Source organism: Musicola paradisiaca NCPPB 2511 (genome assembly GCF_000400505.1).
In the GTDB taxonomy this organism is placed as follows: domain Bacteria; phylum Pseudomonadota; class Gammaproteobacteria; order Enterobacterales; family Enterobacteriaceae; genus Musicola; species Musicola paradisiaca.
In genome coordinates this window covers 483,724-499,313 of record NZ_CM001857.1, presented here as the reverse complement: position 1 = coordinate 499,313, position 15,590 = coordinate 483,724, and the positions used below count along the sequence as shown (strand labels likewise).

13 protein-coding genes and 1 riboswitch are annotated in these 15,590 nt (G+C 57.0%); of the genes, 5 read left to right on the top strand and 8 right to left on the bottom strand.

Annotation, left to right across the window (positions count from 1 at the left end; translation table 11 throughout):
* The first annotated feature begins 1 nt into the window (after position 1).
* Both frdC and frdD read left to right on the top strand, forming a co-directional pair.
* Positions 2-397: a fumarate reductase subunit FrdC gene (gene frdC / locus DPA2511_RS02405; RefSeq protein WP_012764099.1), complete on the top strand. Its 396-nt coding sequence runs from the start codon at positions 2-4 to the stop codon at positions 395-397.
* Between the two features lie 14 nt (positions 398-411).
* Positions 412-768: a fumarate reductase subunit FrdD gene (frdD, locus tag DPA2511_RS02400; RefSeq protein WP_012764098.1), complete on the top strand. Its 357-nt coding sequence runs from the start codon at positions 412-414 to the stop codon at positions 766-768.
* Between the two features lie 539 nt (positions 769-1,307).
* Here the strand turns inward: frdD and DPA2511_RS02395 are convergent.
* A complete protein-coding gene (locus DPA2511_RS02395) occupies positions 1,308-1,661 on the bottom strand; it encodes a DMT family protein (protein WP_012764097.1) in 354 nt (117 codons plus the stop codon).
* A gap of 141 nt (positions 1,662-1,802) precedes the next feature.
* The gene (gene efp / locus DPA2511_RS02390; protein WP_012764096.1) at positions 1,803-2,369 is read right to left on the bottom strand and encodes an elongation factor P; all 567 of its coding nucleotides are present in this window, start codon (positions 2,367-2,369) and stop codon (positions 1,803-1,805) included.
* 35 nt (positions 2,370-2,404) lie between these two features.
* Between efp and epmB the strand changes: the two genes are divergently transcribed.
* Entirely contained in the window at positions 2,405-3,451 is a 1,047-nt protein-coding gene (epmB, locus tag DPA2511_RS02385) for an EF-P beta-lysylation protein EpmB (RefSeq protein WP_012764095.1), read from the top strand.
* Between the two features lie 23 nt (positions 3,452-3,474).
* Here the strand turns inward: epmB and DPA2511_RS02380 are convergent, their stop codons facing one another.
* Both DPA2511_RS02380 and pgi read right to left on the bottom strand, forming a co-directional pair.
* Positions 3,475-3,819, bottom strand: coding sequence for a DUF4156 domain-containing protein (locus tag DPA2511_RS02380; protein ID WP_012764094.1), 345 nt, complete (start codon positions 3,817-3,819; stop codon positions 3,475-3,477).
* 228 nt (positions 3,820-4,047) lie between these two features.
* Positions 4,048-5,700 carry a glucose-6-phosphate isomerase gene (gene pgi / locus DPA2511_RS02375; RefSeq protein WP_012764093.1) on the bottom strand — a complete coding sequence of 551 codons (1,653 nt, stop codon included), beginning with the start codon at positions 5,698-5,700 and terminating at the stop codon, positions 4,048-4,050.
* Positions 5,701-5,870: 170 nt separating this feature from the next.
* Positions 5,871-6,072: riboswitch (Lysine riboswitch) on the top strand.
* A 119-nt stretch (positions 6,073-6,191) separates the two neighbouring features.
* Between pgi and lysC the strand changes: the two genes are divergently transcribed.
* Positions 6,192-7,559: a lysine-sensitive aspartokinase 3 gene (lysC, locus tag DPA2511_RS02370; protein ID WP_012764092.1), complete on the top strand. Its 1,368-nt coding sequence runs from the start codon at positions 6,192-6,194 to the stop codon at positions 7,557-7,559.
* A gap of 90 nt (positions 7,560-7,649) precedes the next feature.
* Here lysC and DPA2511_RS02365 read toward each other — a convergent pair whose 3' ends face one another.
* Positions 7,650-9,296: a Na/Pi cotransporter family protein gene (locus DPA2511_RS02365; protein ID WP_012764091.1), complete on the bottom strand. Its 1,647-nt coding sequence runs from the start codon at positions 9,294-9,296 to the stop codon at positions 7,650-7,652.
* A gap of 228 nt (positions 9,297-9,524) precedes the next feature.
* Complete coding sequence (locus tag DPA2511_RS02360; protein WP_012764090.1) at positions 9,525-11,054, bottom strand: MFS transporter; 1,530 nt, start codon at positions 11,052-11,054, stop codon at positions 9,525-9,527.
* Positions 11,055-11,166: 112 nt separating this feature from the next.
* On the opposite strand from DPA2511_RS02360, the gene DPA2511_RS02355 reads away from it, so the two are divergent.
* The gene (locus tag DPA2511_RS02355; RefSeq protein ID WP_023638116.1) at positions 11,167-12,051 is read left to right on the top strand and encodes a LysR family transcriptional regulator; all 885 of its coding nucleotides are present in this window, start codon (positions 11,167-11,169) and stop codon (positions 12,049-12,051) included.
* 173 nt (positions 12,052-12,224) lie between these two features.
* Here DPA2511_RS02355 and foxA read toward each other — a convergent pair whose 3' ends face one another.
* Together foxA and DPA2511_RS02345 are read right to left on the bottom strand one after the other, a co-directional pair.
* Positions 12,225-14,342, bottom strand: coding sequence for a ferrioxamine B receptor FoxA (gene foxA, locus DPA2511_RS02350; protein ID WP_012764088.1), 2,118 nt, complete (start codon positions 14,340-14,342; stop codon positions 12,225-12,227).
* A 138-nt stretch (positions 14,343-14,480) separates the two neighbouring features.
* On the bottom strand, positions 14,481-15,491 hold the full coding sequence (locus DPA2511_RS02345) for a helix-turn-helix transcriptional regulator (RefSeq protein WP_226376622.1): 1,011 nt from the start codon (positions 15,489-15,491) through the stop codon (positions 14,481-14,483).
* Between the last annotated feature and the right edge of the window lie 99 nt (positions 15,492-15,590).

Below are 15,590 nucleotides of genomic sequence, written 5' to 3'. Positions count from 1 at the left end.
AATGACAACCAAACGTAAAGCGTATGTCCGCGGCATGACGCCTACCTGGTGGCAGAAGCTCGGGTTCTATCGCTTCTACATGTTGCGCGAAGGTACTGCCGTTTTGGCCGTGTGGTTCAGCATCGTTCTGCTGTACGGCGTATCTTCACTGAAAGGCGGTCCGGAAGGCTGGAGCCACTTTGTGTCGTTCCTGCAAAGCCCGCTGGTGCTGCTGATCAACCTGGTGGCGCTGCTGGCTGCGGTGCTGCATACCAAAACTTGGTTCGATCTGGCGCCGAAGGCATCCATTATCATCGTCGACGATGAAAAAATGGCGCCGGAACCGATTATCAAAGGGCTGTGGGCCGTTACTGTCGTCGTCACTCTGGCGGTGCTGGCCATCGCCTTGCTGTTCTGAGCGGGAGGAATAACGTGATTAATCAGAAACCAAAACGTTCCGATGAACCACCATTCTGGGGGCTGTTCGGCGCCGGCGGCATGTGGAGCGCCATTTTCTCTCCGGTGATCATCCTGCTGATCGGCTTACTGTTGCCTTTAGGCCTGTTCCCCGGCGCACTGGCCTATGAACGCATCGCGGCATTCAGCCACAGCTTCATCGGCCGCGCATTCCTGCTGCTGATGATCGTGTTGCCGCTGTGGTGCGGCCTGCACCGTATGCATCACGCCATGCACGATCTGAAAATCCACATCCCGGCCGGGAAGTGGGTATTTTACGGTTTGGCCGCTATTTTGACTGTAGTGACCTTAATTAGCATCGTAACGCTGTAAAACGGACCGTAACCCTGGTCAACGGCCTGCATATGTAGGCCGTTTTTATTATTGCTCCCTACCGTTTCCCCCGTGGCGACTTTTTATTCCCCGCGCGAATGAAAGCCCTCGATTTATCACTTCACATTTCGGCACTAAAAATAATCGTCTACGACATCCTGATAGGAAAAATAGACATATTTGACGAGCCACAGGAGCAAATTCATACACCATGGCGACAAGGGATAAAATAGATTTGATAAATGATTAACAACGACAAAACATAATGTTTTCGAAACGGGAAAAATAATTCGTTTCCTACCACCTGATAGCGATAAAAAATAATCAGTCGATCAGATAAAACGTTACGAATAATAATTAAAATCGCATTTCATTTTTATTATTTTCCCACCCATCGATAGACAGTACGGCTATTGTCGTCGCGTCGACGACATCGTGAATTGTGAAAAGCCATCTATCTTTAATACTTCGAATTGCAGGGCAACTGGCTGGCATGTTGCCCTGCAACGTGAAGCATGACAGGTATAACCGTTTATTTTTCAGCCGAGAATCTTGTCCCGAAACATAAAAAATACCGCCCCCAGAAGACACAACCCGGCCCAGATATAATCAGTTCGGAAAGGTTCTTTCAAAATGACGATGGAAAACGGAATGAAAACCGATAGGCTGATCACTTCCTGCAGAATTTTCAATTGGCCCGCCGATGCCACCTGATAGCCGATGCGGTTCGCCGGCACCTGCAGCAGATACTCAAACAGTGCGATCCCCCAGCTGACCAATGCCGCCACAATCCAGGTGCGCCCGCTGAAATAGCGTAAATGCCCATACCAGGCAAAGGTCATGAACAGGTTACTCAGGCTGAGCATACAAACGGTAATAATCAATGGCGACATAGGGCTTCTCCTTAACGAGTCAAGCGGCATTATTGCGCCCAACGAAGAAAAACGCCATCAGACAGTCACCCACTCAAAGCGGCAGGGAAAAACAGGCGGAGAGATAAAAAAACCGCCGCGATTGCGGCGGTTCACAGCGGATTACTTCACGCGGGAAACGTATTCGCCAGAGCGAGTGTCCACTTTGATCACTTCGCCGATCTGAACGAACAACGGCACCTTCACGACCGCGCCGGTGGTCAAGGTTGCAGGTTTACCGCCAGTACCGGCGGTATCACCTTTCAGGCCCGGATCGGTCTCGGTAATTTCCAGTTCAACGAAGTTCGGCGGAGTCACCGCGATCGGCTGGCCGTTCCACAGCGTCAGCACACATTCAGCCTGCTCAACCAGCCACTTGGCGTTATCGCCAACGGCTTTGGCGTCTGCGGCCAACTGTTCGAAGGTTTCGTTATTCATGAAGTGCCAGAACTCACCGTCGTTGTAGAGGTAAGTCAGGTTCATGTCCATCACATCAGCCGCCTCGACGGAGTCGCCGGATTTGAAGGTTTTTTCCAGCACTTTACCGGAAATCAGCTTGCGGATTTTGACGCGGTTGAACGCCTGTCCCTTGCCCGGTTTCACAAATTCGTTTTCAACGATCGCACACGGCTCCCCGTCCTGCATGATTTTAAGACCGGAACGGAATTCGTTGGTACTATAAGACGCCATGTTGGTCCTCTTAATACTGGTAGCTTAGCCAAAAAATGGCACACATTATAACCCGAAAACCCGCAGCTGGAGAAGATTGGCTGCAACAACTCGCCGATGTCATCACCGATCCAGGTGAATTACTGCAACTTCTGGCACTTAGCGACCATCCATTGCTGTCTCAGGGGCACGAAGCGCGGAAATTATTCCCCCTGCGCGTCCCCCGCGCATTCGCGGCGCGTATGCAGCCGGGCGATCCCGACGATCCGCTGTTAAAACAGGTAATTACTTCAAAAGCGGAATTCCTGCTCACGCCCGGATTCACCAACGATCCGCTGGACGAACAACGTAGCGTCGTGCCGGGATTGCTGCACAAATACCACAATCGGGCGCTGCTGCTGGTCAAAGGGGGTTGCGCAGTGAATTGCCGCTACTGTTTTCGCCGCCATTTCCCCTATCAGGAGAATCAGGGCAGCAAAGCCAACTGGCGGCAGGCGCTGGACTATATCCGCCAGCATCCGGAACTGGACGAAATTATTTTTTCCGGCGGCGACCCGCTGATGGCCAAAGACCATGAACTGGACGGGTTATTGACCGGGCTGGAGGAAATAACGCACCTGAAACGGCTGCGTATCCATTCACGGTTGCCGGTTGTCATTCCGGCGCGCATTACCGAAGCGTTAAGCCTGCGGCTGGCTCAATCCCGCCTGCAAATTCTGCTAGTCACCCATATCAATCATGCCAATGAAATCGATGCCGAACTGGCGCAAGGGCTGCACCGACTGCGCCGGGCAGGCGTCACACTGCTGAATCAGAGCGTCCTGCTGCGCGGAGTCAATGACTCGGCCGATGAGCTGGCGAATCTGAGCCATGCTTTATTCGATGCAGGCGTCATGCCCTACTACCTGCATGTGCTGGATAAAGTGCAAGGAGCCGCACACTTTTTGGTGCCGGATGACAAGGCGACAGCACTGATCAAAACGTTAATGACCCAGGTGTCGGGTTATCTGGTGCCGCGGCTGGTCAGGGAAATTGGTGGTGAAGCCAGCAAAACGCCGCTGGATCTGGGTATGCGGCAGCATCAGACGCTGCCGCTGGATTAACCGGTCAGGAAAACCTTACGACATCAGGGGCACTTGAATACCTGCCCCTGCATTTTGCTGTCCAACGGCGCGAAGCTGGACAGGAAGGTCTGGCTGGGAGAGCTGATGCCAAAAATCACATTACCGCCCATCGCAGCGGCCTTATTACGCAGATCGTTGGCGGCGCCGCGCATGGCGCTGCCTTCATTGCCGCTGCCGGATAGCCAGTTAGACTGCGTCCCCGTCACCGACCCCAACAGCTGGCACTCACTGCCTGGTTTGGTATCCGTAAAGCGAACCGCTTGCCCTGCAGCGCTCAATTCATTGGTGGTACTGCATCCCGCCAACAACATTGCGGCAGAAAACCCCATCAGAACTCGAATCCGCATACACCCCTCCATGCTCATTAATTGACAGGTCGGTGCCGATACACTGGCGGCCCGGCCGCTTTAGGCTGCGTTGCATCATACCATCGCCACTTTAACGGTAATCGGGTGAACCATAACATTTCCGTTAAAAACCACCGTGATCGACGACATTCGATGCATCACATCACTGCCGTCGATAAAAAACAGGCCCCGAAAACGGAGCCTGTCATCCCAGCCAGACTTAATCGATTAGTGGGCGCGCCACTGTTTGAAACGATTAATCAGCCCATTGGTGGAGCTGTCATGACTGCTGACGGCACTCTCATCCTGCAGTTCAGGCAGAATGCGGTTAGCCAGCTGCTTGCCCAGTTCCACACCCCACTGATCGAAGGTGAAAATGTTCAGGATCGCGCCCTGGGTGAAGATCTTGTGTTCATACAGCGCGATCAACGCACCCAGGCTGTACGGCGTGATTTCCCGCAGCAGGATAGAGTTGGTCGGGCGGTTCCCCTCGAACACTTTGAAAGGGGCCACATGCTCGACATCCTTGGCGGATTTGCCCGCCGCCGCAAACTCGGCTTCCACTTCCGCACGGGATTTGCCGAACGCCAGCGCTTCAGTCTGGGCGAAGAAGTTGGACAGCAGCTTACTGTGGTGATCGCTAAGTGCATTGTGGGTGAGGGCCGGCGCGATAAAGTCACACGGCACCAGCTTGGTGCCCTGGTGGATCAACTGATAGAACGCATGTTGACCGTTGGTGCCCGGCTCGCCCCAGATGATCGGGCCGGTCTGGTAATTCACTGCCTGGCCGTTGCGATCGACATACTTGCCGTTGGACTCCATATTGCCTTGCTGGAAATAGGCGGCAAAACGATGCATGTACTGGTCGTAGGGCAGAATCGCTTCAGTTTCCGCGCCAAAAAAATTGTTGTACCAAATGCCGATCAGCGCCAACAGCACCGGCAGGTTTTTCTCCGCCGGCACGGTGGCAAAGTGCTGATCCATGGCGTGCGCGCCGCTCAGTAACTGCTCGAAATGGTCAAAACCGATAGACAAAATAATCGACAGCCCGATCGCCGACCACAGGGAATAACGACCGCCGACCCAGTCCCAGAACTCGAACATATTGTCGATATCAATACCGAATTCGCTGACCGCCTTGCCGTTGGTGGACAACGCCGCAAAATGTTTGGCGACATGCTTTTCATCACCCGCCGCCTTCAGGAACCAGTCGCGGGCGCTGTGGGCGTTGGTCATGGTTTCCTGGGTAGTGAATGTTTTCGACGCCACCAGGAACAACGTGGTTTCCGGATCGACTCGCTTGAGTGTTTCGGCGATGTGGGTGCCGTCGACATTCGACACAAAGTGCATGACGAGGTGATTTTTGTACGGACGCAACGCTTCCGTCACCATGTAAGGGCCGAGATCGGAACCGCCGATGCCGATGTTCACCACATCGGTGATCGCCTTGCCGGTATACCCCTTCCAGTCGCCGCCGATGACACGCTCGCTGAACGCCTTCATTTTTTGCAATACGGCATTGACCGCCGGCATCACATCCTGACCATCGACGACAATCGGGGTATTGCTACGGTTACGCAGCGCGACATGCAATACGGCGCGGTCTTCGGTACGGTTGATTTTTTCGCCTGAAAACATCGACCTGATCGCCCCGGACAGATCGGTTTCACGCGCCAGCGCCTGCAGTTTTTCCAGCGTCTCTGCGGTGATGCGGTTTTTGGAATAATCCACCAGCATCAGGTCATCAAACGTGGCGGAAAAATGGGCGAAGCGGTTGGTATCCTTGGCGAACAAATCGCTGATAGTGACCTCTTTCATGGCAGCGAAATGTTGCTGCAATGCCTGCCAGGCGGCAGTTTGCGTCGGGTTGATATTTTTCATCACACTACTCTTTAGGTTAAGAATAAATCCGTAAGTTCTGTCCCGATTGTATCCCGTAACACTAGGCTTGAAAGCCCTTTTCTTGCGAAATACCAAAGCCCCGGTCATTGATGATTGACAGTCGTGTCGTTACCCGCTATTTGTAAAAGCCTACTTGCGCGCCCGTTGCGCAAGCCAGAAGAGGTGCATCGCCCAGGCAAGGTATCGGAGGAACCGTAATCCGTAAGAAGATACCCCAGGGGGAGCGATGCCGAGGCGGAATGAGCGACACGGCGAGCATTCCGTCGACTGCAGGGGCTGAATCCCCTGGGTTGTCACCAGCATCGCTTTGCAAGCTCAAAGCGTTCAGCAAGGTGGAGCGCTTCTGGGTGTATCGTAGCCTGTGTTCCTACGTCTGCTCCCTGCTTACCGCTCTTTCCTTGTGCCAAGGCTGATTTACGGACCGCTGTTGTCGATGATGACAATTACGCCCCTGACACGAGGTTTTTGAAATGCCCGCAACCACTGAAAATACCCTGATTATTGCCAAATTTGGCGGTACCAGCGTCGCCGACTTCGACGCCATGAACCGCAGCGCCGACATCGTTCTTACTGATCCTAACGTGCGTATCGTCGTGCTTTCCGCCTCCGCCGGCGTCACCAATCTGCTGGTGGCATTGGCTGAAGGGCTGGCGCCGGCAGAACGAACAGCAAACCTGGACAAAATCCGCCAGATCCAATACGCCATCGTCAACCGCCTGACGAATCCGGACGTGATTCGAGAAGAGATCGATCGCATGCTGGATAATGTTGCTCGCCTGTCGGAAGCCACCGCGCTCGCCACCTCCAACGCGCTAACCGACGAACTGGTCAGTCACGGCGAACTGATGTCCACCCTGCTGTTCGTGGAAATTCTGCGCGAGCGCAACGTACCGTCCGAATGGTTTGATGTTCGCAAAATCATGCGCACCAACGACCGCTTCGGCCGTGCCGAACCAGACTGCGACGCGCTGGGCGAACTCACCCAAAGCCAGTTGCAGCCGCGTCTGGCGCAAGGCAACCTGATCATCACTCAGGGTTTCATCGGCAGCGAAGCCAAAGGGCGCACCACCACATTGGGACGCGGCGGCAGCGACTACACCGCCGCGTTGTTGGGAGAAGCGTTGCGCGTTAACCGCATCGACATCTGGACCGACGTTCCCGGCATCTACACCACCGACCCGCGCGTGGTTCCCGCCGCCAAACGCATCGATCTGATTACCTTTGAAGAAGCCGCCGAGATGGCGACATTCGGCGCTAAAGTGCTGCACCCGGCCACGCTGTTGCCCGCAGTGCGCAGCGATATTCCGGTATTCGTCGGCTCCAGCAAGGATCCGGCCGCCGGCGGGACGCTGGTATGCAACCAGACCGAGAATCCGCCGTTGTTCCGCGCGCTGGCGCTACGCCGCAAGCAAACGCTACTCACGCTGCACAGCCTGAACATGTTGCACGCCCGTGGCTTCCTGGCGGAAGTATTCAGCATTCTGGCGCGCCATAACATCTCGGTGGATCTGATCACCACCTCGGAAGTGAACGTGGCGTTGACGCTGGATACCACCGGCTCCACCTCTACCGGCGATAGCCTGCTTTCCAGCGCACTGCTGACGGAACTGTCGTCCCTGTGCCGGGTGGAAGTGGAAGAGAACCTGTCACTGGTAGCGCTGATCGGCAACCAGTTGTCGCAGGCATGCGGCGTGGGCAAAGAGGTGTTCGGCGTACTGGAGCCGTTCAACATCCGGCTGATCTGCTACGGCGCCAGCACCCACAATCTGTGTTTCCTGGTGCCGTCCAGCGATGCCGAACAGGTAGTACAGACGCTGCACCGCAATCTGTTCGAATAATGACGCGCCGGTTTCTCGCCCGGAAACCGTCCGACACCGCCATCCGAAGCCATCACAGGCTTCGGATTTTTTATTTCCGCACCGGCTCGCCTACAGTGACAACGTTGACCCTTCCCGCTCGTTATCTTCGTCTTCAGACGCCATCAGCACGCTATACGCCACCGAACAAAACAACGAGTTCAGGCGGTTCATGTCGCCCAGCATGCTCAGATGGAGCGAGCTGGTTTCCAGACTCTGCACATTCTGCTGGTGCAACCGTTCGACATGGGAATGGGAATAACGACGGCTGAGAATGCGGAAGCGGTGTTTGGAACGGCGCAAGCGCCTGGCCACTACGCTATCGCCGGACAGGAAGACCGACATGCTCAACCGAAGGTTCTCCACCAGCAACGCATACAGTTCGTTCAGCTCATTCATGCCCGCCAGAGAAAAACTGCGCCGTACCCCGAGCGAATCATTGTTGATGTCATCGATGATGCGCTCGATGATATCGCCCGACTGCTCCATATCCATTGCCGTTTCAATAACTTCCGCCCAGCGCTGAGATTCGTGATCCGGTATGCCGACCCGGTCGATTTGCGCCAGATAGAGTTTGATGGCGTTGTACAACACATCCAGATCCTCATTGAGACGCCGGATGCCCTGCATCTGCTGATGGCTGCCGTGGAGCGCGCCCTGAAAGCGCAGCAGCATCTGTTCGACGATATCCCCCATGCGCAGCGTCTCCCTGGCCGCATTAGCCAGCGCCAGCGCCGGCGTTTCCAGCGCGCTGTTGTCCAAATGCTTCGGACGAACCCGGAGATCGAGCTCCTGTTCCATTGCGATCAAATGGCTGCACAGTTTCGACATGCTTTCGGCAAACGGCAACAACAGCAGGCATCGAATCAAGTTGTAGGACAGATGGAAGTAGATCACCAGTTCTGAATCCGGCAGGCCCGTAATCGCCAACCCGTCAGCCAGATACCCCATGGCAGGCAACGCCGGCAGACTGCCGATAAGCTTGAACAGCATACTGCCCAGCGCAACGCGCCGCGCCGCTGCGCCCTGCGCGCTGGTATTGATCATCGCCAGAATACCGCTACCCAGATTGGCGCCGATCACCAAACACAGCGCCACTTCCAGTGAAATCACATGGCTGGCGGTCAGCGTCGCCGTCAACAATACCGCCGCCAGACTGGAATAACTGACGATGGCGAACAGCGCCCCCAGCAACGCATCCAGTAAAATATCGCCGGTCAGCGTGGAGAACATGACCTTGACGCCCGCCGCCTGCGTGATCGGCGTCGCCGCCTGCACAATCAACTCCAGCGCCAGCAGAATCAGGCCGAAGCCGATCGCCGCGCGCCCTATCTGCCCGGCGGGCATCTGTTTGCGGCTGAGAAATAAGACGACGCCCAGAAAAATCAGCAACGGCGAAAGCCAGGAGAGATCGAAGGTCATGACGCGCACCATCAGCGCGGTTCCGACATCCGCCCCCAGCAGAATCACCAGCGCCGGCGTCAGCGCAATCAACCCCTGAGAGACGAACGAGGTCGTGAGCAATGCCGTGGCGTTACTGCTCTGCACCAACGCCGTCACCCCCAACCCGGCAAGAAATGCCAGCGGTTTGTGGCTGACGCTAGCGCTTATCGCCCGCCGCAGCCGTGCGCCATAAACCCGCATGATCCCGGTACGGGCGATATGCGTTCCCCAGACCAACAACGCGATGGCCGACAACAGGTGCAACAGCGTCAACACAGAACAAATACTCCATCAGTCAAAGGAAATCGGTTCACCGTGACGGCGACGCCCGGTAAAAGGATCTGTCCGGCGGGCTCAGGCCGGCCGGGTAATTCCTCTATTGTGACAGTTTATCCGTTCTTAAGTGGGCTCATGGGCGCTTGGGCCGGAAATTTTTCAAAACTTCCGGCCCGATCAATAACCCTCGGTGTTTAGCACGCCGCTGGCAGGACAAGATCGCCGTTTTCAGCACGGCGCATCATCTTCCGCCGGAGATACAACGTCCGCCGCCGATACAACAGGCGAATGAATGGATGACGAACGTCGATTCAGACAGACATGGATCAATAGCGCCGATAGCAAAGTCACCGCCGACAGCAGCACCATCAGTTGATTGAACGCGTGCAGATAGATCGTCCGCCAATACGCCAGCGGCATATGCTGCAATAACGACGCATTGCCGCTGACCAGATAGCGGATATCGGCCAGGGCGGCGTCATTCGGGTTCGTCAGTTGCCCGCTCATCAGCGCCACCAGGCAAGTCGATACCATCGCCAGCGCGATGCCTTCTCCGGCAACCCGCACCGTACTGAAAATACCGGTCGCCATCCCGGCGCGATCGCGCGGAACCACGCTGACGGACAGCGCATCCATCAGCCCCCAAGGCAAACCGGTACCAATACCGATCGTCAACATCGACAGCAATATCATCACATGCCGTTCGCTGACGCTCAGCGCGTACAAACCCGCCGCAGCAAGCACCAACCCCAGGCAGCACAAGCGAGCCGGCGCGGCCCAGCGCGTCAGGTAGACGGCAAGCCCCGGCACCACCAACATCGGGCCGGACAACGCCACCATAAACAGCCCTGTCGTCATGCTATCAAGCCCTTCAGCGCCCATAAAACGGGCGGGCAGCAGCGCCAATAACACCACAAAGCAGTAACAGGTCGCCACCGGCAGAAGCTGGACGCCGATAAACGCCGGATAGCGGAACAGCGACAAATCCAGCATGGGAAACGGGGAGCGTCGCGCCATCACCACGAACGCCGCCCAACAACAGAGGCTGCCGCCCAGCAACAACCGTACCAGCGGCGCCCCCCACCCCGACGACGCCACCTGCAAAATACCCCAGGTCATTAGCGCCAGCGCCATGCTGAACAGCAGAATACCGGGCAGATCCAGCGGATTGGGCCGCGCGGCGCTCGACTCCCGCATCCAGCGTTTTCCCGCCAACGTCGCCAGCCCGCCGATCAGCACCGACAACAGGAAAACACTGCGCCATCCGCCCTGCTCCACCAGATAACCGGCCAGTACCGGCCCGCACGACAGCCCGATGCCGAAACTGGTGCCCTGCATGCCGAACGCGCGTAACCTGGCCGCCCCCTCAAACGCATCCGCCAGCGCCGCCGCACCGCCCGCCAGCATGGCGGCGCCGGCAGCCCCTTGTACCGCACGCCAGAGATCCAGTATCAGGATGTTGGGCGAAAAACCGATCAACAGCGATGCACAGGTAAAAACCACCACGCCCGCAATAAATAGCCGCCTGCGACCGTGGTTGTCCGCCAGCGATCCCATCGTCATCAGCAAACTGCCGAACGCCAGCATAAACGCATTCGATACCCAATTCAGCGCCTGCGGCGGCCCGCCCATCTCATGGGCAATCGCCGGGATCGCCAGTACGCCGCCGGTAAAATTGAGCGGCAAAATGCTGCTCGCCAGACAGACGGCCACCAGCGAACCCGCACGACTAAACCTAACCTGCGATCCCACTTTCATTACCCAATGCCCTCATTCATTTGTGATAGGCTGACAGGATAAAACGGCGGGTTAATGGCAAAAATACCCTGCAAATCCCCACTGACAGGACAAAAAATCCGGAATGAACGGCATCGAAAGTTTGAGCGGCATGATGGCATTCGTGAAAGCGGTGGAAAGCGGCAGCTTTGCCAGCGCCTCGGCGCGGCTGGGGATCTCCGCCTCCGCCGTCGGCAAAAGCGTGGCGCGGCTGGAAAGCACGCTGGGCGTCAGGTTGCTGAACCGCAGTACCCGGCAGCTCAGCCTGACGGATGAAGGACAACTGTTCTATGAGCGAGCCAGACGCATCGCCGTCGACCTCGAAGAGACGCAATTCGCGCTGGCGCAGCTCACCGGCAACCCCGCAGGACGGCTGCGCATCAGCCTGCCCGCTATCGGCTATCGCATGCTGCTGCCGTGCCTGCCGCAATTTGTGTCCCACTATCCGGACATCGAACTGGATTTGGATTTTACCGATCGGCTGGTGGATGTGATCGGCGAAGGCGTGGACGTGGCCATCCGCAGCGGTACGCTGGAGGACTCACAGCTCCGTAGCCGACGGCTGGGCAGCTATCGTCTGTTGCTGGTCGCGGCACCGGACTACTTACAGCGCTATGGCGCGCCGACGACACCGCAACAGCTAAGCCAACACCGCTGTCTGCACTACCGTTTTTCCCGTACCGGGCAGTTGATGCAGTGGGACATCCCCGGCGTTGCTATGGCCGCGCTGTCGGAAAAACTGGTGTTTTCCAATCTGGAAGCTCAGCTTTCAGCCACGATACAAGGGCTGGGGATTGCTTATGTCCCGGACTTCGCCGTCCGACAAGAGCTACAGGATGGGCGACTCACTGCGCTATTGACGGCGCATACCACGACCGGCGGGCACTTTTCCCTGTTGTGGCCGGATAACCGCCATATGCTGCCCAAGTTGCGCGCCTTTATCGATTTTCTGTGCGAACACCATCCGCTTGGCCCGTAGCGTTCCTGACGACGTGCGGCAATGCGGCAATAATGGATGGAATGTACAGGCGCCGCCAGTGCCTCCCTGTCAGCGCGAACCGCGCCATCTCTGGCGCGGATGTTTGACTCTTCCCTGCGATTAACATCGTGTGATGAAGGCTGCCGGCGCCTGACGGTTCGGCACCTCACCGGTCAAAATGCATACGACATACTGGCGACGATGCTGCGTTCCGCGCCGAAGTAACAGAACTCCAGCGAATTACAGGCGGCGATATAGCGCTTGTCGGTCAGGTTGTTGACGTTAAGCTGCGTGCTCAACCCTTTCAGGCCGACTTTCGACAGATCATAGCCGATCGCCATATCCACCAGCGTGTAGGACGGCAGCCGGTAAGTATTGGCGCGATCCGTCGTAATGCCGTTGACGTAACGCACCCCGGCGCCGATGGTCAGCCCATCCAGCGGGCCGCGATGAACATCGTAGCTGGCCCAGGTGCTAACCTGATTGCGCGGCGCATACACCGCCTGCTTGCCTTGCTCGGTCAGGCTGCTCTTCTTGTAGCGGATATCGGTGTAGGTATAGGCCGTCTGCACGCGCAGGCTATCGGTAATATGACCGACCGCTTCCAGCTCTACCCCTTGCGATTCGATTTCGCCGATCGAGGTATAAGGGTCGGTCGGCTGCACTTTGGTGGCGATGTTTTTCTGGTTGATGCGGAATACCGACGCGCTGTATTGGCTCTTCGAGCCTTCAGGCTGGAATTTCAGCCCGGTTTCCCATTGCTGGCCTTTCATCGGTTCCAGCAATTTGCCGTCGGCATCGGTAAAGCTGGTCGGCGTGAAGGCGGTGGAATAGCTGACGTAAGGCGCAATGCCATTGTTGAACAGGTAAAGCAATGCGGCACGGGAACTGAAGTGGTTTCGATCCATCGCATCGTCGGCGCCGTTCAGCTTGTCGATGCTCTCCAACCTGACGGTGTCGTAGCGGCCGCCCAGCGTGAAACGCCAGTTGTCCCAGGACATCTGATCCTGGAGGTAAGCGCCGGTCTGACGCAGCTTATGCGTTCCCAGGCTTGAAAGCCCCATGTAGGTCGACGACGCGCCGTAAACTGGGTTAAACGCATCAATGGCCGGGAACGTCCCCGAATACCAGGTCACATCATTGTCGCGCTGCTGATAGTCGATCCCCACCAATACGCGATGGCCCAGCGGGCCGGTATCGAAGCTGCCATCCAGTTGATTATCCAACGTCACCGCCGACAGCGACTCTTCCCCGCCGGAGTAATAGCGGTTCAGGGTATTGCCGCTGCTCCAGCCGTAGGCATAAACCTGATTCAGCGTCACATGGCTGTTTAGATAACGCAGCTTCTGGCGTACCGACCAGCTGTTGTCGAAACGGTGTTCGAGGTTGTAACCCAGCATCGTTTGCCGACGATCGAACTTTTCATCATTCTCTTCGCCTTCATAGAAGGTGTTCGAAATCTTCTGGCCATTGTGCTCAACGACGGTGCCTTCATAAGGCAAACCGGAGTGACTGCCGCCATCGGGGTCATGCTGGAAGTAGGCCATCAGCTCCAGACGTGTCCGGTCGGAGACGCGCCACGTCAGGCTCGGCGCCAGCGCATAACGCTTCTCTTTGAGTGGGCCGAATTGGGTATCGGCCTCGCGCACCAACCCGTCAAGGCGGAACGCCAGCCGCTCGTTATCATCAACGGGCCCGGTGACGTCAAACGCGGCGCTGCGCTGCCCGTTATTGCCGGCGGAAAGCCGGATCTGGCCGCTGCGTTCGAACGAGGGCTGGCGCGAATTGAGCGCCACAATGCCGCCGGGGGAGGCGCGTCCATACAATACCGACGCCGGGCCGCGCACCACCTCGATACTGTCGAGGAACCAGGGGTCGATCACCAGCGAGCTGTAGGAGTTGGTGTCGCCCATCAATTTCAGCCCGTCCAGATAGACGTTATCCAGACTGCCGTCCGAAAACCCGCGCAGCACCATATAATCGTAACGATTGGAGGCGCCGATCTGGTTGCTGTAGACGCCCGGCGTATAGCTGACCGCCTGACGTACACTGGTCGCCCCCTGCTCTTGCGCCTGTTCGCGCGTCACGATGGAAACCGACTGCGGGGTTTCGATATCCGGCGTCGCCAGTTTGGTCGCGCCGCTCTGTGTCGGCGCCGTCACTACGATGGTTTCGTTTTGCGGCTGCTCCGCCGATGACGCGCTCTTCACCGCATCCGCAGCCATCGCCGAAGCGGCAAATCCCCCGGTAAGATATCCCACCATCAAAGCCAGTCGTGTTTTTCTGAACATGCGTTTCTCCACCGCGCTGTATTTTTGCAAATAAGAATTATTACCGTTTTTAAAACTGCAGCGGCTATGCGCAATGACAGGTTACGTATGAGGAAAAACAAAAATGATCCTACCGATAAGCTGACCCCAATGAGCGGTTCATCCCTGGATGCTGAACCGTACCTCGCTGGGGGCGATGCCATAGCGGCGCCGGAACGCCGTGGCAAAATTGGTAGCATGCTGATAACCGGACAGCCAGGCCGCCTGCTGTACCGGATACCCCAACGCCAGATAGCGATGCGCCAGCGACAACCGACACTCGCGCAAATAGTCAAACACCGAGATGCCATACTGCTGCCGAAACTTGTTCCTGAAGCTGGTAACACTCATGGCGGCGTCCTGCGCCAACGCCGGCAGCGTGTAAGGTTTCTCCGGGCTCTGTCGCAGCCGCTGGCGAATATTTTCAAGGCGGCAGCGCTCGCTGGATGACGACACGGCCCGTGTTACCTGACACCCCGGCAACTCATCCACACGGCAGAATACGCCGCCAAGCAGTTGCAACAGTGCGCCCTCCAGCATCAGTTGCCGCGGTAACGCCGCCATCGGTTGATACAGAATATGCTGCAACCCCATCAACAGGTAATCCGGCACCGGCCAGACAAACGCCGGCGCCTGAATATGTTCCCAGCGCTGCAACAGCGAAGAGACGGCCCGCGTCGGTTCCACTCGTTCAGGGTGTATTCCCAGAGACAGCGTTCTGAGCGAGCGCTCAATACGGTGGCTAGCCTTCATCACCCACTGCTCTCCCAGCCGGGTACTGAAAGCCATACCGGAACACACGACAAACTCCTGGGTATTGAGCCGAATGTTCACCCGGCCCTCCAGCACCACCAGCGTATATAACGGGGAACTCAGTAGCGAAGTGGTGTCATACGGTTGCAACACCTCAATGGACGAGTTAGTCAGGCAGATGCCGGACGGCAACACCATTTCCTCGACGTCGCCCTGAACCACCGTCTGCTTCTCACAGTGACGTTCGCCGCTCGCGCCAACAGCAGGAAAACGGTAGTCAATGCCATAGCGTTCGCCGAAATCCAGAAAATCCTCAATGGAAAAACGACGCGCCGACGGCGCAGGAGAAGAGAGGTTGATCATGCTCAGAGCCACCATCAGGCCGACTTTGCGGGGTAAATGCCGGGAAAATGATTCGTAGCCTCACCTTAGCATTGCGCCCCGGCCACAGCAATACGATTGATAACCACTCTCATT